General features: G+C 59.5%; 17 protein-coding genes. 9 read left to right on the top strand and 8 right to left on the bottom strand.

Features of this window, described 5'->3' with window-relative positions:
• The 5 genes from LCF59_RS09545 (at window position 1) to LCF59_RS09525 (ending at window position 5,649) form a co-directional block, all read left to right on the top strand.
• Complete coding sequence (locus LCF59_RS09545; protein ID WP_292287239.1) at window positions 1–1,203, top strand: DegT/DnrJ/EryC1/StrS aminotransferase family protein; 1,203 nt, start codon at window positions 1–3, stop codon at window positions 1,201–1,203.
• Complete coding sequence (locus LCF59_RS09540; RefSeq protein ID WP_292287238.1) at window positions 1,203–1,940, top strand: aspartate/glutamate racemase family protein; 738 nt, start codon at window positions 1,203–1,205, stop codon at window positions 1,938–1,940. The genes LCF59_RS09545 and LCF59_RS09540 overlap by 1 nt, the downstream gene beginning before the upstream one ends.
• Window positions 1,941–1,970: 30 nt before the next feature.
• Window positions 1,971–2,933, top strand: coding sequence for a glycine betaine ABC transporter substrate-binding protein (locus LCF59_RS09535; protein ID WP_292287237.1), 963 nt, complete (start codon window positions 1,971–1,973; stop codon window positions 2,931–2,933).
• A gap of 99 nt (window positions 2,934–3,032) precedes the next feature.
• Window positions 3,033–4,082, top strand: a complete 1,050-nt coding sequence (locus LCF59_RS09530) for a glycine betaine/L-proline ABC transporter ATP-binding protein (RefSeq protein ID WP_292287236.1) — start codon at window positions 3,033–3,035, stop codon at window positions 4,080–4,082.
• Window positions 4,063–5,649 (top strand): proline/glycine betaine ABC transporter permease, encoded by a 1,587-nt coding sequence (locus tag LCF59_RS09525; protein WP_292287235.1) that lies wholly within the window; start codon window positions 4,063–4,065, stop codon window positions 5,647–5,649. Before LCF59_RS09530 ends, LCF59_RS09525 begins: the two co-directional genes overlap by 20 nt.
• A 60-nt stretch (window positions 5,650–5,709) precedes the next feature.
• On the opposite strand, the gene urtE is transcribed toward LCF59_RS09525, so the two are convergent.
• From urtE to LCF59_RS09495, 6 genes are all read right to left on the bottom strand, one after another.
• Complete coding sequence (gene urtE / locus LCF59_RS09520; RefSeq protein WP_292287234.1) at window positions 5,710–6,417, bottom strand: urea ABC transporter ATP-binding subunit UrtE; 708 nt, start codon at window positions 6,415–6,417, stop codon at window positions 5,710–5,712.
• The gene (urtD, locus tag LCF59_RS09515) at window positions 6,407–7,147 is read right to left on the bottom strand and encodes an urea ABC transporter ATP-binding protein UrtD (protein ID WP_292287233.1); all 741 of its coding nucleotides are present in this window, start codon (window positions 7,145–7,147) and stop codon (window positions 6,407–6,409) included. The genes urtE and urtD overlap by 11 nt, the downstream gene beginning before the upstream one ends.
• Window positions 7,144–8,397 (bottom strand): urea ABC transporter permease subunit UrtC, encoded by a 1,254-nt coding sequence (urtC, locus tag LCF59_RS09510; RefSeq protein WP_292287232.1) that lies wholly within the window; start codon window positions 8,395–8,397, stop codon window positions 7,144–7,146. Before urtC ends, urtD begins: the two co-directional genes overlap by 4 nt.
• Window positions 8,398–8,400: 3 nt before the next feature.
• Entirely contained in the window at window positions 8,401–10,359 is a 1,959-nt protein-coding gene (gene urtB, locus LCF59_RS09505; RefSeq protein WP_292287231.1) for an urea ABC transporter permease subunit UrtB, read from the bottom strand.
• 79 nt (window positions 10,360–10,438) lie between these two features.
• Entirely contained in the window at window positions 10,439–11,725 is a 1,287-nt protein-coding gene (gene urtA, locus LCF59_RS09500; protein WP_292287230.1) for an urea ABC transporter substrate-binding protein, read from the bottom strand.
• Between the two features lie 408 nt (window positions 11,726–12,133).
• Window positions 12,134–14,341 carry a hypothetical protein gene (locus tag LCF59_RS09495; protein WP_292287229.1) on the bottom strand — a complete coding sequence of 736 codons (2,208 nt, stop codon included), beginning with the start codon at window positions 14,339–14,341 and terminating at the stop codon, window positions 12,134–12,136.
• A gap of 223 nt (window positions 14,342–14,564) precedes the next feature.
• Between LCF59_RS09495 and LCF59_RS09490 the strand changes: the two genes are divergently transcribed.
• Window positions 14,565–15,533, top strand: coding sequence for a glycosyltransferase family 2 protein (locus LCF59_RS09490; RefSeq protein ID WP_292287228.1), 969 nt, complete (start codon window positions 14,565–14,567; stop codon window positions 15,531–15,533).
• 253 nt (window positions 15,534–15,786) lie between these two features.
• On the opposite strand, the gene LCF59_RS09485 is transcribed toward LCF59_RS09490, so the two are convergent.
• Window positions 15,787–16,542: a class I SAM-dependent methyltransferase gene (locus LCF59_RS09485; protein ID WP_292287227.1), complete on the bottom strand. Its 756-nt coding sequence runs from the start codon at window positions 16,540–16,542 to the stop codon at window positions 15,787–15,789.
• A 274-nt stretch (window positions 16,543–16,816) separates the two neighbouring features.
• Between LCF59_RS09485 and LCF59_RS09480 the strand changes: the two genes are divergently transcribed.
• On the top strand, window positions 16,817–19,063 hold the full coding sequence (locus tag LCF59_RS09480) for a glycosyltransferase family 2 protein (RefSeq protein ID WP_292287226.1): 2,247 nt from the start codon (window positions 16,817–16,819) through the stop codon (window positions 19,061–19,063).
• Window positions 19,064–19,364: 301 nt separating this feature from the next.
• On the opposite strand, the gene LCF59_RS09475 is transcribed toward LCF59_RS09480, so the two are convergent.
• Window positions 19,365–21,572: an NADP-dependent isocitrate dehydrogenase gene (locus tag LCF59_RS09475; RefSeq protein WP_292287225.1), complete on the bottom strand. Its 2,208-nt coding sequence runs from the start codon at window positions 21,570–21,572 to the stop codon at window positions 19,365–19,367.
• 188 nt (window positions 21,573–21,760) lie between these two features.
• Here LCF59_RS09475 and LCF59_RS09470 point away from each other — a divergent pair, with 188 nt between their 5' ends.
• Window positions 21,761–22,765 carry an NAD-dependent epimerase/dehydratase family protein gene (locus tag LCF59_RS09470; protein ID WP_292287224.1) on the top strand — a complete coding sequence of 335 codons (1,005 nt, stop codon included), beginning with the start codon at window positions 21,761–21,763 and terminating at the stop codon, window positions 22,763–22,765.
• A 130-nt stretch (window positions 22,766–22,895) separates the two neighbouring features.
• Window positions 22,896–23,732: a bifunctional allantoicase/(S)-ureidoglycine aminohydrolase gene (locus LCF59_RS09465; RefSeq protein WP_292287223.1), complete on the top strand. Its 837-nt coding sequence runs from the start codon at window positions 22,896–22,898 to the stop codon at window positions 23,730–23,732.
• Window positions 23,733–23,821 lie beyond the last annotated feature (89 nt).

The raw sequence follows: 23,821 nt of genomic DNA, 5'->3' as shown, positions 1-23,821 counted from the left end.
ATGCAGCCGTTCACCGGCAGCTTCACGCAGCAGGAACCCGTTCCCGAGGATGCGATCGAGGCGGCTGTCGATGTGATGCGCAGTGGACGGCTGCACCGATACAACACCGTGCAAGGCGAACTTGGTCCGGTGGCCGAACTTGAGAAGGCCTATGCCGCCTATCAAGGCTCTGAATATTGCCTTGCCTGCACCTCGGGCGGGTACGCGATGGCCACCGCCTTGCGCGCGCTGGGTGTCGGCGTTGGCGACACGGTTCTGACCAACGGCTTTACGCTGGCACCCGTGCCCGGCGCGATTGCCGCCGTCGGGGCCGAGGCGCTGCTGGTCGAGATTACCAGAAATCTGGTTCTCGATCTGGACGATCTGGAAGCCAAGATCAAAGCGACCGATCCGAAGTGCCTGCTCTTGTCGAACATGCGCGGGCACCTGTGCGACATGGAGGCGCTCATGGCGCTTCTGGACCGCAATGGCGTGCCGCTGATCGAGGATTGCGCACACACGATGGGTGCGGCTTGGAACGGGCGGAAATCGGGCAGTTTCGGCGTTGCGGGCTGTTTCTCGACCCAGACTTACAAACACATGAACAGTGGTGAAGGCGGGCTGATCACCTCGGACGATCCGGTCTTCATGGCCCGCGCGATCATGCTGTCGGGGTCCTATATGCTGTATGACCGCCATGGCGCGGCGCCATCGCCCGAAGTTTTCGAGGATATAAGGCTGGACACACCGAATATGTCGGGTCGGATGGACAACCTGAGGGCCTCGCTCCTTTTGCCACAATTGCAAGCATTAGAGACGAATATCGACCGCTGGAACGCGCGGCATGACCTCGTGGCGGATCGGTTGCGGCGCGTGGACGGCATAGACGTGCCGGATCGCCCGGAACAGGAAAGCTATGTCGGATCGTCATTCCAGTTCCTCATGCCGGAGGCCAATGCCGACAGGATGCAGCAGGTGGTGAAGCAGGCCAAGGCGCTGGGCGTCGAACTCAAGTGGTTTGGCGCGAACATTCCGGTTGGCTTCACGTCGAACCATCAAAGCTGGCGGTACGTCGAAGCCCAAGACCTGCCCAATACGGATGCAATCCTTGCCGGTTTGCTGGATATGCGTATCCCCTTGACATTCAGTCTTGAAGATTGCGCCAATGTCGCGGACATCATTGCACATGTGGTGGAACAGGCCCTGCAAAAAGGAGCAGCCTGATGCGTAAAATCGGCGTGCTGGGTGGCATGGGTCCCGAAGCGACGATCTATTTCATGCAACAGGTCGTGGCAGCCGTGGCCGCGCAGGATGATTCAGATCATGTCCCGCTTCTGGTGGACAACAACACGCAGGTACCGTCGCGCATTGCCGCGATCCTTGAAGGCCACAGCGCGGATCCCGGTCCGGTGCTGTCGCAGATGGCGAAGGGATTGGTGTCAATCGGCGCCGAGGCATTGGTCATGCCCTGCAACACCGCGCATTATTATGCTGATCAGGTCGCGGCCGCGACCAACGCACCGTTTTTGAACATGGTCGATCTTGCCTGCGCCGAGGCCGCGTCCCTCGCGCCGGGCGGAAAGGTCGGGCTTTTGGGGTCTCCGGCGCTTCAACAGGTTGCTGTGTTCGAGGCCGCCTTGGCCAAAGAGGGTCTGTCGCCGGTATATACACGCGACCCGGAGCGGGCCCTGGCCACGATCCGCGCCATCAAATCGGAGGGGCCGTCGGCGCGTTCGGCCTGGACGCTGACTGACATCTGCGAAGGACTGGCGGCGGATGGTGCGGATGTCATATGCGTCTGCTGCACCGAATTTTCGCTTTTGGCGACAGATATTGTTGTCAAAATACCAATATATGATGCGCTTCAAGTGCTGGTGAACAGAACAGTAGAATATTCGCAGTCGGGTGTGTCCTCATCCGGCGTGAACACTTGGGGCGCTGCGAAACGGGCAACGTCCTGACAGATCAATCAACAGGGAAGGGACGACCACATGCAATCAACCAAAACAAGAACGTTGACGACTTCGGCCATTATCGGTGTTGCGGCGGCCGGTGCGGCGCAGGCTGCCGATATCGTGATCGGCGTGCCAAACTGGGCCTCGGTGAACGCGACCGCGCATGTCCTCGAAGTGGTGATCGAAGACAATCTTGGTCTTGATGTCGAATTGCAGAACGGCACCAATCCGATCGTATTCGAAGCGATGGACAAGGGGTCCATGCATGTGCACCCCGAAGTCTGGATGCCCAACCAGCAGAATCTGCACGACACCTATGTCAAGGACAACGGGACCGTTGTGATGAACGAGAACCCGGTGCAGGCGGAGCAGGGCATGTGCGTGCCAAGCTATATCGCCGAGGAATACGACATCACCCATATCGACGATCTGAGCGATCCGGACAAGATCGGGATCTTCGACACGGATGGCAACGGCACGCCTGAAGTCTGGGTCGGCGCGCCGGGCTGGGCGTCGACTGTTGTCGAAAAGGTCCGGGCCAAGTCCTATGGCTATGACCAGATGTTCGAGCTGACAGAGTACGAAGAGACCATCGCCTATGCGAACCTCGCCAATGCGACAACGGCAAATGAGCCGTGGCTCGGTTTCTGCTACAGCCCGCATTACATCTTTGTGACGCAAGATCTCTACGTTCTTGAAGAACCGGCGCATGATACCGACACGTGGGAAATCGTGCAGCCGACAGATGATCCCGACTGGTTGGAAAAATCCAAGGCCTCGACCGCGTGGAATGGCGCCACGTTGCACTTGCACTATGCCAAGGAAATCGAAGACGCCTATCCCGAGGTCGCATCGCTGTTCGAGAACTATCAGATGACCGGTGACGACCTGGGCGCAATGGGCAAAGCCTTGGCCGTCGATGGCGAGGAAGCGGCCGATTTTGCCAGCCAGTGGGTGTCCGAGAACCAGGACACCGTGATCAACTGGCTGACCAACTGAGCCTCTTGCGGCTGGGCCACTGCCAAGCGTGGTGGCCTGATCTTCACATGTCCGGCGTGTCCGCGCTGGCCGGAGATGCGCGCTCCGAGGGAGAGGCCAATGAACGATCCGGTAGTAAAACTCGAAAACGTCTGGAAGATCTTCGGTGACCGCAGCAGCGAGGCCATGCAGGCGGTGCTGGACGATGGGCTGACCAAGCCTGAGGTTCTTGAGAAATACAAGTGTGTCGTCGGTGTTCAGGGTGCGAGCTTTGAAGTGGCTCGCGGCGAGATTTTTTGCATCATGGGCCTGTCCGGGTCCGGCAAATCCACGCTTGTGCGGCATGTGAACCGCCTGATCGAACCGACTGCGGGCAAGATCGAAATCCTTGGCCAGGATGTCTCGTCGCTTTCGGATCGTGATTTGCGCCGCATTCGCGCGCAACAGATCGGCATGGTGTTCCAGCACATGGCGCTGTTGCCGCACAGGTCGGTGCGGGACAACGTGGCCTATCCGCTGGAAATCCGCAAAATGCCGAAATCCAAGCGCTGGGCGGTTTCCGATCACGTGCTGGGGCTGGTTGACCTGACGGGATACGAAGACCGGCTGCCCCGCGAATTGTCAGGCGGGATGCAGCAGCGGGTCGGTATCGCGCGGGCGCTTGCCTCGGACCCGGAAATTCTTTTGATGGACGAGCCGTTTTCCGCCCTCGATCCGCTGATCCGGCTGCAATTGCAGGACCAGTTCAAGGCGCTTGTGGCGCAGCTCAGGAAGACGACGCTATTCATCACGCACGATCTGGATGAAGCGATCCGCATCGGTCATCGCATCGCGATCATGAAGGACGGTGTCATCGTGCAGATCGGCACACCCGAAGACATCGTGATGAACCCGGCGGACGAATATGTGCGTGACTTCGTCCAGGGCATTTCCAAGCTCAAGCTGGTGAAAGCCCATTCCATCATCGAGTCCATGGACAGTTACCCCGGCTCCCTGGACGGTGCGCCGCGTGCCGATGAAAGCGCCGATCTCGATGCGCTGATCGATCTTGCGGTGGGCACCGATCTGCCGGTCGTCATCACCCAGGACGGGGCCGATATCGGCATCGTCAGCAAGCCGCGCCTGCTGCGGGGACTCCAGGGAGGCAAAGATGAGCGACGCAACCAGTGACATGCAGGTCACGGCCGCTTCGGATGTCGAGGTCGATCGCGCCGCGCTGGACAAATCGATCAAGGATTTCGCCGGGCCAAACGGCGATTATTATGTCCGGGTCTTTCATAAGATCCACGATGCCACCGGCGCTTTTCCCTGGACATTCAACATTGCTGCCGCGCTTCTGGGCCCGATATGGGCCGCGTCGCGTGCGATCTGGGGCATGTTCTGGGCGTTTCTGATCCTTGAGATCATCGCCTGGGTGCAGATCGGCCGCGGGCTCTGGGGCGATCTTGGGGCCGATTTTCTGGACCGTGCCGCGCAACAGCGCGAAAGGATGCAGGAGCGCTTGGATCAGGCGGCCGCGGCGGCCGATGAAGAGACACGCCAAAGGTTCGAAACGCTTGCGGGCAACATGCAGCGCGCCATCGAACAAAACATCGAACGCGCCGAGGCGGCGCAGGCCGAGGCTGCGGGTATCCTGATCACCGGTGTGATCCTTCTGGTGGCGTTCAAGCTGATGCAGGGTGTCTATGCCAACATCCTCTATGAAAAGCAGTATTCGCACTGGCGGATCGATCCGGACCATGTAGAAAGCGGGCGCTACACTCCCAACCTAGTGCTGGGCTGTGGTCTGACAGCGGCGATTGCGCCGCTCATCATCTACAAGTTCACGGTCAGCAATTCGCTTTCGCTGTTGAACGAGTTCCCTGAACGGCGCGTATCGGAGATCTTCCTGGGCGAAGGTGGTGGCACCTTGTTCGGGGCAGTGGCCTCATGGATGGAGGACAGGATCGACGCTGCGGCAACCGCCGGCAGTGACGTGTTCGACGGGATTGTGAGCGGTGTCCGCACCGTGCTGGACGGCCTGACGCTGGCCTTGAACGGTTCGCCCTGGCCCGTGGTGATGCTGGTTGTCGCGGTGACGGCGTACCGTGCCGCAGGTCCACGCGTCGCCATCTTTACCGTGGCGGCGATGGCCTATACCGCGCTGCTGGGCTACTGGGCGCTCGCGATGGAGACGGTCGCGCTCGTGGGTTCGGCGGTGCTGCTTTGCGTGATCATCGGCATCCCGCTTGGCATCTGGTTCGGCAAATCGAACCGCGCCTATCGCATGGCCGAACCGGTGCTGGACCTGATGCAAACCTTGCCCGCCTTCGTTTACCTCATCCCGATCATCGCATTTTTCGGAACTGGCAATCCGCCGGGCATCCTCGCCACGATCATCTTCGGAATGCCTCCGGTGATCCGGCTGACAGCACTTGGCATGCGGGGTGTGCCCGAGAGCATCAAGGAAGCGGCGGTCGCCTTTGGTGCATCCAAGTGGCAATTGCTCAAGGATGTGGAGCTGCCCTTGGCACTGCCCTCGATCATGACAGGTGTGAACCAGACGATCCTGATGTGCCTGTCCATGGTTGTGATCATCTCGCTTATCGGCGGCGGTGGCCTGGGTCAGGAAATCCTGGAAGCGTTGCAATTCGCGGCCAAAGGGCCGGGTCTTTTGGGTGGCTTCGCCATCCTGTTCCTGGCCATGGTCATGGACCGCATCGTGCAGGGTGCATTCAAGAGAGCCGATCAAACGTAAAGACATCCCGGCGTGTGTCGCGTGCGCGGCGGGTGGCTATTTCGGGATTGTCGTGCGGGGTCAGACGGACATGCCCGCAAGCAGGTCTTGTCGATCAAGCTGTGCCTTCGGGCCGCTGATCTTTACCGCGCCGCGTTCGAGAATGTAAAAACGATCACCGAGATCGTATGCGAAGCTGAAATACTGTTCGACCAGAATGATCGCCATATCGGCCTGTTCGCGCAATAGCGCAATGACACGACCGATCTGCTGGATGATATTGGGCTGGATTCCCTCTGTCGGCTCGTCCAGCAGGAGGAGCCTTGGCTTGGTGATCAGCGCGCGCGCGATGGCGAGCTGTTGTTGCTGCCCCCCCGACAGGTCGCCGCCACGCCGGTTGAGGAACTCCTTGAGGATCGGAAACAGGCCGAAGATGTGGTCGGGGATGAAATGCTCGGACCTTGGCAGGCAGGCGAAGGCGGTTTCCATGTTTTCCCTGACGGTCAGCAGCGGAAAGATATCCCGTCCCTGCGGCACGTATCCGACCCCTTTTTGTGCCATTGCATGAGCAGAGGCCGATTTGATGGCTTCACCGTTCATTGTCATCGCGCCGGCCGAAAACGCGTGCGTTCCGGAGATAGCTTTGAGCAAGGACGTTTTGCCAACGCCATTTGTGCCCATCACGCAGGTGATCTCGCCTTTGGCGGCGGTCATGTCGATACCGTTCAGGATTTGGCTGCCGCCGTAATGCAGGGTCAAGCCTTCGGTTTTCAGAACATTATCGCCCAAGATACACCTCGATCACCTGTTCGTTGTTGGTCACATGGTCGAGTGACCCCTCGGCCAGAACCGACCCTTCGTGCAAAACCGTCACTTTGCAGTTCAAGCGGCGTACAAATTCCATGTCATGTTCCACGACGACCACCGCTCGGGTCTTTGCCGCCTCGCGCAGAATATCGGTCGTGTGCTCACGTTCTGCAGGTGTCATGCCGGCGGCGGGTTCATCGACAAGCAAAAGGCGGGGTTCCTGCGCCAGCAGCATTCCGATTTCCAGCCATTGCTTTTGCCCATGGCTCAGTTCGCCCGACTTTCGGTGCAAGGCTGCGGAAAGGCCGATTTCTCCTGCCAGTTCGGCAACCTTGTCGTCGTCTTCCTGCGACGGTTTGAAGAACAGGACCGAGAACGGCGACCGGCTCTTGCGCAGGGCCATCATCAGGTTGGCGAACACGCTTTGGTCTTCGAACACGGTGGGCCGCTGAAATTTCCGCCCCACCCCGATTTGCGCGATCCGGCTTTCCGACATGCCAAGCAGACTATCACCACGGTCCCCATAGACGATGCGGCCCTCGTCGGGTTTGGTCTTGCCGGTGACGATATCCATGAACGTGGTCTTGCCCGCTCCGTTCGGCCCGATCACCGCGCGCAGTTCGGCGTCGGCAATCTGGAAAGACAGGTTGTTGATTGCCTTGAACCCGTCAAACGAAACCGAAACGCCGGACACTTCGAGCAATGTGCTCATTTCTCGGCCTCCTGTTCGCGCAGCGCGCCCTGGTCAGGGCCAAGATCTGCACCATGACGATCCAGGGAATGCCGATCGACCAAGAGATCAACGAGACCGCCGATGCCTTTTGGCGCGAAGAGAGTGACACACACAAAGGACAGACCCAGAAGGACGGTCCACCAATCAACCCAGTTGATGGTGTAAAACCCAAGTCCGATGTCGGGCGCCTGTCCCCCGGTGAACCAGGTGGACAGCAACGAGACAAAGGCCGCGCCGATCACCGCACCATAAAGGCGCCCGCGCCCGCCGATGGCGACCCAGACCGCCAGGTAGATCGAAGCGATTGGTGCCACCTCGGCCGGGTTGATGATCCCGGCCTGCGGATAATACAGCGCGCCCGCAATGCCGGCAATGACGGCGGTCAGGGTAAAGACCGCCAGTTTGAATGCTTCGACCGGGTAGCCAAGGAAGCGCACGCGCGCCTCGTCGTCGCGGATGGCGCGGATCACCGATCCGAACTTGCCGGACACGACCCAGGCGCAAAGCAGATACCCAAGACCAAGGGCGACAGCCGAGGCCCAGAAGAACCAGAGCGACACGATATCCTGTGATATGTCCGATTGACCGGGCAGGTTTTGCAGACCCGAAAGACCGTTGTTGCCACGCAACCCGCTATCGTTCTGGAAAAGGTGCAATGACAGCGCCAGCGTCATCGCCTGGGTCAGGATCGACAGGTAGACACCGGTGACACGGCTGCGGAACGCGAGCCATCCGAAAACCAGCGCCAGAAGTCCGGGCACCAGTACCACCGCCGCAAGTTGCAGCGGCAGGGAATGGGCAAAGGCCCAGATCGGCGGGAATTCCGCTGCGCCGACAACGCCAAAGATTTGGCTGGCAATCCCGTCCGATACCTCTTGCGGCGTCGGGGGTAGGGGCGCTGCGGCAAGGCTTTCCAGTACGATAATCTCTGTCCGCGCATACATCAGCCACATGCCAATGGCGTAACCGCCAAGTCCGAAGAAGGCCATGTGACCCAGGCTCAGGATACCGCAATATCCCCAGACGAGATCCATCGCCAGGGCCACGAGGCAAAGGCAGAGAGTCTTGCCCAACGTCTTGACAAAACTGGTCGAGATCACGCCGATGCCAAAGCCTTCGGAAAGGATCGTCACGCCGACGGTGAATAGCGCGAGGATGGCCAGAAAGATCATCACCGACGGGAAACGAAGGGCGATGGGCTGGCGGCGGGGAAAGGCTGCGTCAGTCATGTATCATGCCTCCGCTGCACGGCCCTTGAGGGCGATGATGCCCCGGGGCCGGAACTGGATAAACAGGATGACGAAGAGGATCATGTATGTCTGCGCCGCCAATGTATTGGACGGGTTGAGCCATTCGATCCCCTTTTGCAGTGTCCCGACCATCGTGGCCCCCAGAAGCGTGCCCCAGATATTGCCAACGCCGCCGACCACCACGGTCATGAAGGACTGCACGATGTAGTCGCTCCCCATTTCCGAGGTGACCTTGGCATAAAGCCCGATCGCGACCCCGGCGATCCCGGCAATGCCCGATCCGAACCCGAAGGTCAGCATGTTGATCTTGTCGGGGTTGATGCCCATCGAGGCCGCCATGCGGGGGTTCTGCGTGACAGCGCGCACTTCAAGGCCGAGCCGTGTGCGGTTCATCACGAACAGGATCAGCGCAAGGAACAACAAGGCAAGGCCGAAAATCGCGATCCGGATATAGCTGATCGAGACGATGTCGTTGATCACCCATGACCCGTCCAGCCAGCCCGGGGCGGTGAGAGGCCGGGCCTGCGTGCCGAAGATGTTCTTGGCGATTTGTTGCAGCGCGATCGAAATGCCGAAAGTGGCCAGCAATGTCTCCAAAGGGCGGTGATAGAGCCAGCGGATCACCAGTCGTTCCATCGCAACACCCGCGCCGAAGGTAACCGCAAAGGCCAGCGGGATCGCAACCATGATCGACAGCGTGTAATCGGGAATGAAAAGCTGCACGACATAGCCGGTATAGGCCCCCATCATGATGAACTCGCCATGCGCCATGTTGATGACACCCATCACGCCAAAGGTGATGGCAAGCCCGATGGCCGCTAGGAAGTAGATGGAAGCAAGCGACAGGGCATCCAGTCCAAGGTCGAAGGCCCGGTTTACCGCGACCTTGTTCTCGATCGCGCCAAGAGCCAGTTGCGCAGCGGCGACAACTTCGGGCGGGGCGCCGATGTAACGCTCGTAGAAGACGTGGTTGGCAAGCCGCTCTTCAACTTCGGCCGCTGTCGCGACGGCGTCGACGGTTCCCTGCTCCGCGAGGGCGGCATAGGCCAGGTCGCGGGCGGATTGGCTGTCCAATGTGGCGACCCGAATGCCGGCGACCTGACCGTCCTCGATGTTCTCGATCAAAGCAGTGCGTTGATTGTCCCGGCTGATGCGGGGTTTGGCGAGGCCGTCATCGACCAGCAGCGCATATGCGTCATGGCGGCTGAGCGCCTCCGACCCCGGCACCAGGGTCCGGCCGATATCAGGTGCGTCCGGCAGGGCCGCGGCAGCCTCAAGACGGACCGCCACCAGAGGGTTCAGGGCCGCGCGGACATCAACGCCCAGATCGCCGGCAAAGCTCTTGATGGCCTCGATCCGGGCCGCGTCGGTTTCACCGAACCTGATGGTAAGCAGACGTTCAAGCCGCATCTTGCGCTGCAACAGCGCTTCGTCACTTTCGGTCGGGATACTGTCGCGCAAGGCTGCCAAATGGCTTTTCTCGGCCCCGCGTTCGATTGCGTTCAAAGCGGCGACACGGGTGTCGCGGTCCGGATCACTGAGCTGGAACTGCACCAACGCGGTGCCGATCATGCTGCGAATCCCGGAGTTTGGTTTCAGCTGATCAAAGTCATCATCGGGCACGATGCCAATCTCGGATCCGTTGGCAAAATCGAAAATGCGCAGCGTGTCACGGTCAATCTCTTCTGCATATACGAACAGGCCGCTGTCTTCGTTGAACCACATGTCCTTGGTCTGCCAGCGTTCCAGAACGTCCTGCGCGGCTGGCAGGCCGGAATTGGCAAGCGTATCAATCGCTGGCCCGATCGTCCGGCGCGAGCTTTCCAGAAGAATGTCGCGATGGGACTGCAATACCTGCTGTATGGGCGCGTCAGCCTGTTGAGCAGGAACCGGAAGCGAGACCGTCAGACAAGCGAGGAAAATGGCGACAAAGCGCAGCATGAAGATATCCGGGACAGTTGGAGCGTGACACACCCGATGCAGAAGGGGGAGGTGCGTGGTTTCCCACGCACCGCTCGGGTCAGTAGTTCGATTCGATCTGAACGCAGCTCTCGGTTTCGGTGTTGTACATGCCGCACCCAAGCTCTTGCCAATCAGACTTCAGGACTGCGGATTCCGGCAGGAAATCCGTCCAGGCATCGCCCGGAACTTCTTCGGTCTGGCTGATGATGTCGAACTGCCCATCCTCGGTAATCTCACCGATCAGAACCGGCTTGGCGAGGTGATGGTTCGGCAGCATGACAGCCGTTCCGCCTGTCAGGTTCGGAAACTCCTGGCCGTACATCGCGCTGCGGACCGCATCGACATCCGTGGTACCCGCATCTTCGACGGCATTCACCCACATGTTGAAGCCGATGTAATGGGCTTCCATCGGGTCATTGGTCACACGCTCTTCGCCCATGCGCTCTTTCCAGGCGTCGACCCAGTCTTCATTGGTTTCCGTGTCTGCCGATTGGAAGTAATTCCACGCAGCAAGGTGGCCGACGAGGTTGGAGGTATCGAAGCCCGAAAGCTCTTCCTCCCCCACCGAGAAGGCGACGACGGGGATGTCGGCCGAATCGATGCCCGAGGCGGCAAGTTCCTTGTAGAAGCCGACATTGGCATCGCCGTTGATGGTCGAGATGACGCCGACCTTCTTGCCGTCAGCGCCCAGCGCAACAACGTCGGACACGATTTTTGACCAGTCGGAATGGCCAAACGGCGTGTAATTCACAAAGATATCCTCGTCCGGAATGCCTTTGTCCTGAAGGTAGGATTCGAGGATGTTGTTCGTCGTGCGCGGATAGACGTAATCTGTGCCCAACAGCGCGAATTTCTCGACGCCCAGCTCTTCGAGAAAGTAATCGGTGGCCGGGATCGCCTGCTGGTTCGGCGCCGCCCCGGTGTAGAACACGTTCCTGGAGCTTTCCTCACCTTCGTACTGAACCGGGTAGAACATCAGGCCGTTCAGTTCTTCCAGAACCGGCAGCGCGGATTTGCGGCTGACCGATGTCCAGGCGCCGAAGATCACATCAACGTCCTGAACCGTCAGCAATTCACGGGCCTTTTCCGCAAAAAGGGGCCAGTCGGATGCAGGGTCGACGACAACCGCTTCGATGTCACAGCCCAGAAGACCGCCGTCTTCATTCTGCTGTTCGACCAGCATCTCCATCGTGTCCTTCAGGGTGGTTTCCGAAATCGCCATCGTGCCGGAAAGCGAATGCAGCACACCCACCTTGATCGGGCAATCTGCCTCCTGGGTAAGTGCGGGCAGGGTCGAGGCAACAAGCGCGGCAGCCGCCGTGGTGCTGAGAAATTTCATCGACATTTTGCAAACGTCCTCTATTCATTTCGCGCAGTGGAGCGGCCAACTGCAGCGTCGGACGCAACAGGCCACCTGCGCAATTCAATTGCTGTGTGCGCTTGGATTTGGCTGCAAAGGGCCGTCCGCATCGCACGCTATTTGCTGACGGGTCTCATCAGCCGATGCCATCTAGGCCGCCGATTTTCGTGGCAGGAACATCCTGTGCCGTCATTCGGCAACACGGCGATGGAATTGCCCTAATTTTTGGCGATATGTGGCGATATGCTCGACTTCTGTGCGATATAGTTAGGGTCTAGGCCCTAGGCGGCCTGCGCGGTTTTTCAATGCTTGCAACAGCGCGTCCGGGGGTCGGGCCACCGGTGCAAACACCCCGGCCAAAACGACCGGTTGTCCGGGGCAAGGCGCCCTCGGCTATCCGAGCTCTTTCAGCCCCACCCGGACGGCGCGGTTCGGATTTTTCTCCAGTATGTGTGTTCCCAGCGATTTGGCGAGCTCTGTATGGCCCTTGTCCACCGCCCGTTTGAACAGTTCGCGCTGGTACCGCGGAAATTCACGGCGGGTGCGAAGCATGCGGTAATAGGCTTCCGAGGTCAGCGTGCCATTGAGCGCACCCAGGATGATCGGGGACAGGATACCCATCTGGTTCAGCGAACTGCCAAGCCGGTGACCCAACAGCGGCGCACGGAGGTGCTGCACGTTCGCACCATTGAACCGCGCGGCGTGTTGCGCGTCGAGCGGCTCATAGGGGTCATAAAGAATCGATATTCGGTTGGCGGCCTCGCTCACCTTGGCCGCATCGCCATATTTTCCGTCAAAGTCCCGGTCCCAGACCACCTTGTAGCGCGTCTCCCAAGGGACAACGGATGTGTCGACCGTGGACTGCGGAGAGATCGCCACCACGTCACAGCCCGGCGCAGCGGGCGAGAACGCGCAAGCCGCGTAGCCACCCATGGAGGCGCCATAGAATACCACGCGTTTGAACTGTTTGAAAAAGCCGCTGCTCTGCAGGTCGTCAAACTGTTCATAGACCCAAGGTTCACGATACCACGTCCAACCGCCGGCCAGAACGCCCAGCATGGACCATCCCTGTTCCTTGATGAAGCTGAACCCCCAGGGCCGTCGATCCTCGCGCTTTGTCATCGCGATGTCGAGGTTGTCGAATGTTACGACCAGCGTGTCGGGGTCGCGCGGTATATAGAGAGCGCTGTGCCCGTTGGTGCCGGGGCGATACCAGCCGTCCGTGCCCGCAAGGTGCAGCGCAATGTCCGCCCAATCCTGATCCGGGTCCGCGGCAGGCGGGTTTGGCGTCAGGCGGATGCGGGTGACGGTGATGCCATCGTCTTCTCGGGTCGATAGCGGCGTGTTTGTGCCAAAGGCCTTGAGGAAGGGGAACGCCCCCGATCCGCGCCGCACATCCATGAACACGCGCGTGTCGGAGTGCAGACAGCGCTCCATGAATGTCTTGAGGAATGGCACCTTCCAGCGATCGCCGAACCCTTGCAGATTGCAAAGCACATCCACCGGGCGCAGGTCCTTGTCCGACCGGATGACCTTGATCCGCTCTGGATCGACGTCGTTTTCAGTCAGGAAGGTGATATAGCCCTCCAGCCACGGTTGATCCTCATCCTTGAACTTGGCCCGGCGGTTCGTGTTCACCAAATGAATGTCGCAGTCGAACTTGTGATGCAGTGAAAGGACAAAGCCGCGCGATGTCCCGGCCAGATCAGCCACGCTGTTCACCTCTGTCAGGTCCAACTCGTCGACAAGCGCTGCGTCAAACGTCGTGCGGCCGCGGCTCTTTATCGGCGCGCGCGCGGGGGCAATGTCATGGCTCTGTACCAGCCGTTCGAGAAAAGAGTCTTTGGGCGGCAAGCCATTGTGGTTGGCGCCCAATTGGCGCTTGTTCGACGCCCAGAGATGCAGCGCGGTTGTCTGGTCGGTTACAAGCCCCTCGGCCAGCTCGGCCCGGCGCATGAACTTGTGCCGTTCGCGGAAGGTGATGGGATAAAACGCGTTGAGCGGTTGGACATGTTCCTCCAGCCCCAGTTCGTGAACGTAGTGCGTGACCATCATGGGTCCCCAGACACCCCAAGGCTGTTCCGTGATATGCAGGGGCTTGCCTTTGTCGGCCTTCCTGCGCATCTCGGCCTGTCGCTTCTTGGGCAAGAAGGGTGCAATGGAATACCGGTCGTCGGTAAACCTCAGCATCTGGCGCAATACCTCGCTGCTGGCGGGCAGACCCAGAACCGCGTTGTTCACCCGGTGTTCGCCGGGCAGTTCATAGCCGAAGACGTAATCGCTGTCGTAATCCATGGGACGATAGCAATACACATCGGTATCCACCCAGATCATGCCGGGGCATTGGTGGATCATGTGCAGGCGGAACCAGTCCGCGAACAGGGCATAGCTGTTTTTCTGTTCGTACTTGATGAAATCGTCTGTATCGATGATGTCGCGCCCGTCGCGCCGGATGACACCATCGGGCACGTTTGGGATATCCTCGTAACTGAACAGGGTGATCTTCTGCCCCTTGTCGACAAAGGACTTCAGGCACAGCTGTTCCAGCCAGCTGAGCGGCCCCCCGATCCAGAGCGTTCCGACCTCGCGTGTGCGTGGCATCTGCAAGTCCTCAATGGCGCGCGGCTTCTTCTTGGGCCGCGTCGATCAAGGTTAGACTACGAAATGAAATGACGTGTGGATAGGCTGCGTGACTTTTGCGTCAGTTTTTCCGCGATCCGTGGCGATGACGCCATGCCGCTTGCACGCTGTGGCGGCTGTGCGGTAATTCTTTTGGTGCAGAAGTAATGGCGGTCGAGCAGTGAACCGCCGACAAGAGGCAAAGATGAGCAAAGACACCTACACGGTAGTCTCGACCATGAAGAACGAGGGCCCGTACATCATCGATTGGGTCGCTCACTACAAAACCCTCGGGTTCGACCACATTCTTGTCTGCACCAATGACTGCACCGATCCGACAGTCGAAATACTGCTGCGGCTGCAGGAGATGGGACTGGTCACCCAGCACAACACCATCGTGCGCAAGGCGGGCATTCACCGCAGTGCCCTGCGGCAGGCAAGCCGTCGCTACGACATCGTCATGGATGCCAAATGGGTGTTTGTCTGTGATGTGGATGAGTATCTGAACATCCACATGGATGACGGCTCTGTTCAGGCCCTGGTGGACGGGTCGGGTGACAAGGCCGACGTTGTCTCGGTCCCTTGGCGCGTCTTCGGTCCGAACGGGGTTGAAAAATTTGCAGACAAACCCGTCAGCCAACAATTCAAGATGGGTGAGTTCGAGTGGGACGCGAAAGAACGTCCGCAGACGGGAAAGTTCGTTAAATCCATCTATACGAACCAGCATAAATTTCAGCGGATGGGCCTGCATGCGCCAGTGTCTCTTGACGCGCATGTGAACGACACTTTGCGCGTTCTGCCAGGCGGCGCAGAGTACATTGTGAACGGTGAACGGACCGACAACCCGCCTCTCTTCACACACGCACAGGTAAACCATTACGCTTTGCGGTCGATGGATAGTTTTCTCGTCAAACGCGCACGCGGCCGGGCGAACCATTCGCACCATGTGCTTGGCCGGGAATACTGGGAGCGGTTCAACCTGAACGACGAAAAGGATACGTCGATTGACCGCTATAAAACCAGGGCGGGCAAACTGGCGCGGGAGTTGAAGTCCGATCCGGTCCTCAAGGACCTGCACGACCGCGCAGTGGATTGGCATAAACGCAAGGCCGCATCTTTGAAGATGGATCCAGACATGGACGCGTTGATTGATGGATTGAAACTTTCAATCTGAAAGCCGACCGCGCTGCGGTCTCAAAACTGGGAAAAATGACCTTTGCCACGCAAGCTGCTCACAGCAGCCTGTTGTCTCATGTATGCCAGAAAGATGTTTGCCCGGCTCATTCAGGCGGCTGGTTTGGTGAACGGCAGGTTTCGTCCGCTGACACAACACATCATGATGCACGTGGGCGCTTGCCTGATTTCCAGAATTCCACGAGGTTTATGACAATTATTTCAATTCAAGATAGCCGGTGCGCTGCCAAGACTTATTCTTCTCCATCTGAGATCGATTCCCACCGGTTTTCGTAGTCGGTTTGATACACGGCTTTTGGGGTTTTGCCTGAAACTCTTGGTTTTCGAACTGCGTAATCCAGTATAATACCACCGTCCGGAACGCGATCGGACAATCGTGGCCGTTTCCCAGTGATATTTGGGTTGGTCATTTTCACAACACGTTTTGCATACATTGGAAGAATTGGCTGCAATTGACAGCGTAAAACTTCATAGCCCATTGATCTTTCCCAGAACGCATATACCAACTCTGGATTTATTTGATAGAAAGAATGGTTAATCCAGTTATTACATGGCGAGTGACCTATAAGAACGCCATGAGGTTTCAGCATCTTGTCAATATTGCGATAGGCAGTTGAAATGTCGAAAATATGTTCACAGGTTCCACCATCATAAATCACGTCGAATTTTTCTTCGAGCTCTTCAGGGATGTCGCATGAGAGATCCTGGACAATTGAAGCGTTTTCAAACTCGCTAGCATCAATTGAATCTACTTTTGAGAAACCAATCTTTTCAAAGAATATTTCAGAATATTGGTCGCTGGGGTTGGCGAGCTCACTTTCCGATATGCCGTGAAGGTATTTTTCAAGAACATTTTCCAGAAGAGCAGCGGACCTTTTGCGCCTTTTGCCGATCCATCGCTGGCGACCCAGCATTGCTATCCTGCCGGAAAGTTCGTTTTCTTTCACGGTCTCGATCAAACGAGCTGCGAGGGTGTCAGGCAATGCCATATGTTGTTTTTCCTTTTGTAGCGGACCTTTGGCGCCATTTGCCGAAAGGCTACTCTATGTGCGGACGCTCTGGGTAGGGGGCATTTTTGCTTTTGGCGATGCGATTTTCTGTGACTCATTTGCCAGCTTGCCCTGTGCTGGCATGACCGGCTGCGTGACATTTCCGACCCCAATCCTCAAGGTGTTCGAAGCAACCGGTCGTGTCCTTGGCGGCTGGAACAAAGGGCGGTGGGTTTGCGACATATATCTTCCAGGGTGAACGCAGGATAGAGACATGGCAAGCGTGACAGAGCGCAAGTTGACAGGACGAAGTTACGTAGCCAATGACGTGTTGGATGTCGTCGCGTCGCACGACGGTGAGACGCGAGTTGTCACGGTTTTCTTCGCAGGGCCGGTCGAACCAACGACTGTCAAGATTGGCGACCACCACGAAATCGTGTCACACAAGATCGTCGGTGGCGCGTCATGTTTGAGCGCTCTGGTCGCAAGCGACGGTGCCTTGACGGTTTCCGTGAACGAACGATCCATCGTGTTCGAGCCTGCGAAAGCCGAGACCCATCTCTTCGAGGGGAAAAACACGCTTGCATCCGTGCGAAATGGTGAAAGTGCCGAGACTGTTGCCGCGTGGTTGCGCTATCACATTGAAACGCAAGACGTGCAGGGCGCTGTCATCCTTGATCGCGCGAAACCGGGTGTGGACGTGGACTTCGTGCCCAATCTGCGCAGCGCGCTAGAAGAGGCTGCTCCGGACATCCCGGTCGTTGTTCTGACCAGTGATTTGCCCCTGGGGAAAGCGGACAGCCCGGCCGAAGCACATCCGTTTTCGGTGCCCGAGGCCCCCGGCAAAGACCGGATGGAAATTCCGCAAGCCTCGCCTTGGGATGCGCCGCTTGGGGCGATGTCCATCTACGAGGTTCTGCGCATGCGGTTTCTTCGTGAGGCCCGCGCTGTCGCGAACCTTGATGTGCACGACCTGCTTGCGGTCGGCGCGCCCAATATCTTCGACAGCGCCGTCGCAGCAGAGCGCGGCGTCATCGCCCTGATTGGGCGGCACTGCTACCCGTGGCGTGTGCGCAAAAACGAGCCGGCGCGTTTTGCTGACCATATCTGCGTGCAATTCGACGCCAAGGGCGGTCGCGCGCGATGGTGCATCGCACCTGCCAAGGCACCCGACGCAGCGGTCTGGCGCTTGGTCCGGATTGGCAACGCAGATCCTGACCGGACGCGCACACAGGTTTTCTATCGCTACATGGCGCTGCGGCATCCGACGAAGTCGATTTCGAAGATTGTGCCGAAAACGTCGCTGATCGAGCACCCACCTCTGCTGGAAATGGCACAAGAGTATTGGTCCCATAAACCCGTGCGGATGCCCGAGCTTGCGCCCGACAGCCTGCCAAGGGGAAAGGGGCGCCGGGCGATTGTCACCACGATGAAGAATGAAGGGCCGTTCATCCTCGAATGGCTGGCCTTTCACCGGGCGATCGGGTTCGACGATATTCTCGTCTATACCAATGATTGCACCGACGGGACTGACTCGATGCTCCAACTGCTGGAGCGGAAGGGCTACGTGCAGCATCGGGAGAACCCGTTTCGCGAAACCGGTCTGAAACCTCAACATGGCGCCTTGCAGGCCTCCGAGACCGAACCCGTCATCCAGAATGCCGCGTGGGTGACCTGTATCGACGTGGACGAGTTCGTGAACATAAAGGTGGGGGATGGCACCCTTGATGCGCTGTTCGAGGCGGTGCCCGACGCCAACATGATCGCGATGACGTGGCGGCTGTTCGGGAATGGGGATGTGAGGGTCTACGAGGATCGCCCGATCACCGGACAGTTTCAGCGCTGCGCGCCCGAATTTGCCCGCAAGCCGCACCAGGCATGGGGATTCAAGACGCTGTTCCAGAATGTCGGGCTGTTCAAGAAACTTGGCGTGCACCGGCCCAAGGGGCTGAATCCGCAGCTTTGGGAAGAGATCAACTGGGTCAATGGATCGGGCAAGCCGCTGCCGCGCGAGATGTATCGCAACGGGTGGCGGTCCACGGCCGAGACCTATGGTTATGATCTGGTCCAGCTCAATCACTATGCGGTCCGGTCGGCGGAGAGTTTCCTGGTCAAGCGCGACCGGGGGCGGGTGAACCACGTGGATCGGGATCAAGGGCTGGCGTACTGGTTCCGGATGAACAACAATTTCGAGGAGGACCTGTCGATCCAGAAACGGCTTCCGATGATGCAGGCCGAGCTGGCGCGGATGATGGCGGATCCGGAAATCAGGGCGGCGCATGAGGCCGCGGTGGCGGCGCATCGGGCCAAGATCGACGCGCTGCGGGCGACGGAAAACTATGCCGCGTTCTACGCCGATCTGACCGGGCCGCGGCTGGAAAAGCTGTCCCGGCTGCACACCCATTTCGGAGCGAACGTTTTCCTGGCGGGGCCGGGGGTGGTGCCGGACGAGGTCGTCGAGAGGGACCCCGATGCGGAGTGGTTCTTTACCGTGGACGCGGTGGACGAGACCGCGCATTGAGAGCGTCCCATGGCTGGGACGGCTTTGGCCTGTATATATTTCAAGGGGTTATGGAGGCGGATTCACCGCGTGTTAAGGTTTGGACCCATGCGGCCCAGCACTTTGGGGCGGCAGATTTCGTATCCGGCGCAATCTAGCCACCCGGCCAATGATACGCGCCCGGCGACGTGATGGCAGCCAAGACAGCCATGATGCGACCCTGTTGGCGTATCGATGCGTGCAGTTGGGCACTCGACGCGGTTTTGGCGATTGCAAACCTGCGGGGTGCGGGTCGGGCGTGGTCGCCCGACCCTGTCTCATGTCAGCCGATGATCGCGTTGAGCGTGGCGGAGGGGCGCATCACCGACTCGGTTTTGGCCGGATCGGTGTGGTAATAGCCGCCCAGATCCACCTCCGTGCCCTGTGCCGTGGCAAGCTCTTTGGTGATGGCGTCTTCCTGGTCGGTCAGGGCTTTCGCGATGGGGGCGAAATGGGCTGCGATTTCGGTGTCCTCGGTTTGGGCGGCCAAGGCTTCGGCCCAGTAGCGGGCGAACCAGTAATGGCTGTCGCGGTTGTCCGGTTCTCCGACCTTGCGCGACGGTGAGCGGCTGTTGTCAAGGATGCCCTGTGTTGCGGCATCCACCGCCTTGCCCAGCACGCGCGCCTTTTCATTGTTCCGCGCATCCGCGAGGAATTGCAGGCTTTCGCCCAGCGCGCAGAATTCGCCCAGGCTGTCCCAGCGCAGGTGGTTCTGTTCCATGAGCTGTTGCACGTGCTTGGGGGCTGAGCCGCCCGCGCCGGTTTCGAACAACCCGCCGCCGTTCATCAGCTTGACGATGGACAGCATCTTGGCGCTGGTCGCCAGTTCGAGGATCGGGAACAGGTCCGTGAGGTAGTCGCGCAGCACGTTGCCGGTGATCGCGATGGAGGTTTTGCCCTCGCGGATCGTTTCCAGCGTGGCGCGGGTCGCCTCGCGCGGGGCCATGATCCTGAAGGTGTCGGTCAGGCCCTTGGCTTCGAGGATCGGTTTGACATAGGCGATCAGTTCCGCGTCATGCGCACGGGTTTCGTCGAGCCAGAAGATCGCTTCGCAGCCCTCCGCCTTCTGGCGGTCGATGGCGAGTTGGACCCAATCCTTGATCGGGGCCTTGCGGGTGGAGGCGGAGCGCCAGATGTCGCCCTGCTCGACCTCGTGGCTGTGCAACACGGTGCCATCGGCCAGCACCATCTTGACGGTGCCCGCATGCGGGATTTCGAAGGTGGTGGGGTGGGACCCGTATTCCTCGGCCTTCTGGGCCATCAGGCCGATATTCTGCACCGTGCCGGCGGTGGCCGGATCGAGCTTTCCGGTTTCCTTGAAATAGTTGATCGTTTCGTCATAGACGGGGGCATAGCTGCTGTCGGGGATCACGCAGTTGGTGTCGTGTTCCTTGTTATCGGGGCCCCATCCCTTGCCGCCGGCCTTGATGAGCGCGGGCATGGAAGCGTCGATGATCACGTCCGAGGGCACGTGCAGGTTGCTGATGCCCTTGTCGCTGTCGACCATGTACATCGGCGGACGATCGGCCATGACGCGGTCGATTGCGGCGGTGATCTCGGGCTTGTCCTTGACCCGTTCGAGCAGATCGCCCAGCCCGGAATTGGGGGTGACGCCGGCCTTTTCGAGCGCGTCGCCGTATTGATCGAAAACCGGCTTGAGATAGCATTTGACCGCATGGCCGAAGATGATGGGGTCGGAGACCTTCATCATCGTGGCTTTCATGTGCAACGAGAAAAGCGTGCCCTCTTTGTGGGTCCTGGCGATTTCCTCTTCGAGGAACGCATCGAGTGCGCTGGCGGACATGAAGGTGGCATCGACCACGGTGCCGGCCGGGTAGCTGAGCCCGTCCTTGAGCACGGTTTCCGTGCCATCCCTGGCGGTGAGGACGATCCTGGCGTCGCTGTCCGAACCGAGGGTCGCGGAGGTTTCGTTCGAGTAGAAATCACCGGCAGACATGGACGCGACGCGGGTCTTGCTGTCCTTGCTCCAGTCGCCCATGCGGTGCGGGTTGCTCTGGGCATAGGCTTTGACCGGCTTGGCCGCGCGGCGGTCGGAATTGCCTTCGCGCAGGACCGGGTTCACGGCGGAGCCCTTGATCGTGTCGTACTTGGCGCGGATCGCTTTTTCGGCGTCGGTCTGCGGCGTCTCCACATAGTCGGGGAGCGCGTAGCCTTGGCTTTGAAGTTCCTTGATCGCCGCGACGAGCTGCGGCACCGAGGCCGAGATATTGGGCAGCTTGATCACGTTCGCTTCGGGCGTTTTGACCAATTTGCCCAGCTCTGCGAGATGGTCCGGCTGGCGTTGATCCTCGGTCAGGACTTCGGGGAAGGTGGCAAGGATGCGCCCGGCAAGAGAGATGTCCTTGCTGCCGACGCTGACGCCTGCGGCCTTGGCGAAGGTCTGGATGATCGGCAGGAAGGACGCCGAGGCCAGTTCCGGCGCTTCGTCGACCTTGGTATAGATGATATCGGGAGTCGTGTTGTCAGCCATGGGTCACACCTTTCGAAGTTTGCCCCTGCCTTAGGGCAAACCAAGCGAGTCGTAAACAGTGTACTGTGGTATACATTGCCGCAACGGTTTGCAGGGCAACATGGGCAGGCCCTGCGCGTTGGCGCTTGCCAGCGGTTCATGCTAGGTGCGTTGGCGATTGGACGGGACAGCACAGGCGGGGCACTCTGATGACACGCGTTCTTGTGACGGGAACAGCCGGGTTTATCGGCTATCATCTGGTGCGGTTGTTGCTGGAGGATGGCGACATCGTGCATGGCTATGACGCGATCACCGATTACTATGATGTCACGCTCAAGGCGCGGCGCAACCAGATGCTGCTGCAATCCGCTGGCTATAGCTTTACCCATGACGCGCTGGAGACGCCGGGTGTGTTCGAGCGGGTCGCAGCCGAGTTTGCGCCGGATGTGATTGTGCATCTCGCCGGGCAGGCGGGGGTGCGGTATTCGCTGGAAAACCCGCGCGCCTATCTTGAAAGCAACATCGTCGGCACCTTCAACGTGATGGAAGCGGCGCGGCAGATAGAGGTCGGGCATCTGTTGATGGCCTCGACCTCGTCGGTATACGGCGCGAATGAGGACATGCCGTTCAAGGAAACCGACAAGGCCGACACCCAGCTTACCTTTTATGCCGCCACCAAGAAGGCCAATGAAAGCATGGCCCATTCCTATGCGCATCTGTGGCAGATCCCGACGACGATGTTTCGCTTCTTTACCGTTTACGGGCCTTGGGGCCGGCCGGATATGGCGCCCTACAAGTTTACCAAAGGCATTCTGAGCGGCACGCCCATCGACATTTACAATCACGGCGACATGTACCGCGATTTCACATATGTGGAGGATCTGGTTCGCGCGATCCGCTTGTTGATGGACGCGGTGCCGGGGGGGCCGGAGACAGCGGTGGAGGGAGACACGCTGACCGCGGCAGCGCCGTATCGGATCGTCAATATCGGCAATTCCGACAAGGTGCGCCTGATGGATTTCATCGAGGCGATCGAGGCCGCGACCGGGCTCAGCGCAAAGCGCAACTACATGGACATGCAAAAAGGTGACGTGTTCGCTACCTGGGCCGATGCCGGGTTGCTGCACCGGCTGACCGGATATGCCCCGCAGACCGATGTGCGCGACGGGATGAACCGGTTCGTGGCGTGGTACCGGGATTATTACGGCGTGTGACGCTGTATCCGGGCTGAACCGGGACCCCGGCCGGATTATCAAAGAAAGCCGAAGGGTGCTGCTTGGTCTTCCGGGTGGTGCGATGCGTGATTGCGGGTGATACTACAGGCAACGCAGTGTCGAGGACCGCATGATGACCAGATCCTATTACGCGCCCAAGGGCGGGCTTCCGGGGCAAGACCAGCTTTTGACGGATCGTGCCATGTTCACCGAGGCTTACGCGGTGATCCCCAAGGGAACGATGCGGGACATCACGACAAGCTTCCTGCCCTTCTGGGACAGAACACGTCTGTGGGTGATCGCGCGTCCGCTCTCCGGTTTTGCCGAGACGTTTTCGCATTACATCATGGAGGTCATGCCCGGCGGCGGGTCGGAGCGGCCCGAGACCGACCCCGGCGCGCAGGGTGTTCTGTTCGTGGTCGAGGGATCCCTGAGCGTGACCGTGGATGGCGAGGCACATGAGATGGGGCCGGGGGGATATGCCTACCTGCCGCCGCGATCTGGCTGGACGTTGCGCAATACGGGGTCCGAGCCTGTGCGCTTTCACTGGATTCGCAAGGCCTATCAAGCGGTCGAGGGGCTGTCCCAGCCCGAGGTGATCGTGGCGAACGAGGCTGATGTCGCGCCGGTGCCAATGCCGGAGACCGAGGGCAAATGGGCGACCACGCGCTTTGTCGATCCATCGGACCTGCGCCACGACATGCATGTGACCATCGTGACGCTGGAATCCGGTGCGGTTCTGCCGTTCATGGAGACCCATGTGATGGAACACGGTCTGTACGTCCTTGAAGGCAAGGGCGTCTACAGGCTGAACCAGGATTGGGTCGAGGTAGAGGCAGGTGATTACATGTGGCTGCGCGCCTTTTGCCCGCAAGCCTGCTATGCCGGTGGGCCGGGACCATTCCGTTACCTGCTTTACAAGGATGTGAACCGGCACATGCCGCTTGGCCTGGGCCGGCCCGGCTGACCGCGCAGGGGGCGGGCGGGAGCGCCAGGTTTTCAGGCAGGCAGGCCGTCCTGCGCGGTTGCATTCTTTCAGGCGGCACGGGTCGGTGA

Source organism: Marivita sp. (assembly GCF_020055675.1).
Lineage (GTDB): Bacteria > Pseudomonadota > Alphaproteobacteria > Rhodobacterales > Rhodobacteraceae > Marivita.
This window is presented reverse-complemented; position numbering and strand designations above follow the sequence as displayed.

Bases quoted from the DNA above. Each gene is read 5' to 3' on its own strand.
- LCF59_RS09545 (WP_292287239.1), top strand. From the start codon at position 1: ATGCAGCCGTTCACCGGCAGCTTCACGCAGCAGGAACCCGTTCCCGAG.
- LCF59_RS09540 (WP_292287238.1), top strand. From the start codon at position 1,203: ATGCGTAAAATCGGCGTGCTGGGTGGCATGGGTCCCGAAGCGACGATC.
- LCF59_RS09535 (WP_292287237.1), top strand. From the start codon at position 1,971: ATGCAATCAACCAAAACAAGAACGTTGACGACTTCGGCCATTATCGGT.
- LCF59_RS09530 (WP_292287236.1), top strand. From the start codon at position 3,033: ATGAACGATCCGGTAGTAAAACTCGAAAACGTCTGGAAGATCTTCGGT.
- LCF59_RS09525 (WP_292287235.1), top strand. From the start codon at position 4,063: ATGAGCGACGCAACCAGTGACATGCAGGTCACGGCCGCTTCGGATGTC.
- urtD (WP_292287233.1), bottom strand. From the start codon at position 7,147: ATGAGCACATTGCTCGAAGTGTCCGGCGTTTCGGTTTCGTTTGACGGG.
- urtC (WP_292287232.1), bottom strand. From the start codon at position 8,397: ATGACTGACGCAGCCTTTCCCCGCCGCCAGCCCATCGCCCTTCGTTTC.
- urtB (WP_292287231.1), bottom strand. From the start codon at position 10,359: ATGCTGCGCTTTGTCGCCATTTTCCTCGCTTGTCTGACGGTCTCGCTT.
- urtA (WP_292287230.1), bottom strand. From the start codon at position 11,725: ATGTCGATGAAATTTCTCAGCACCACGGCGGCTGCCGCGCTTGTTGCC.
- LCF59_RS09495 (WP_292287229.1), bottom strand. From the start codon at position 14,341: ATGCCACGCACACGCGAGGTCGGAACGCTCTGGATCGGGGGGCCGCTC.
- LCF59_RS09490 (WP_292287228.1), top strand. From the start codon at position 14,565: ATGAGCAAAGACACCTACACGGTAGTCTCGACCATGAAGAACGAGGGC.
- LCF59_RS09485 (WP_292287227.1), bottom strand. From the start codon at position 16,542: ATGGCATTGCCTGACACCCTCGCAGCTCGTTTGATCGAGACCGTGAAA.
- LCF59_RS09480 (WP_292287226.1), top strand. From the start codon at position 16,817: ATGGCAAGCGTGACAGAGCGCAAGTTGACAGGACGAAGTTACGTAGCC.
- LCF59_RS09475 (WP_292287225.1), bottom strand. From the start codon at position 21,572: ATGGCTGACAACACGACTCCCGATATCATCTATACCAAGGTCGACGAA.
- LCF59_RS09470 (WP_292287224.1), top strand. From the start codon at position 21,761: ATGACACGCGTTCTTGTGACGGGAACAGCCGGGTTTATCGGCTATCAT.
- LCF59_RS09465 (WP_292287223.1), top strand. From the start codon at position 22,896: ATGATGACCAGATCCTATTACGCGCCCAAGGGCGGGCTTCCGGGGCAA.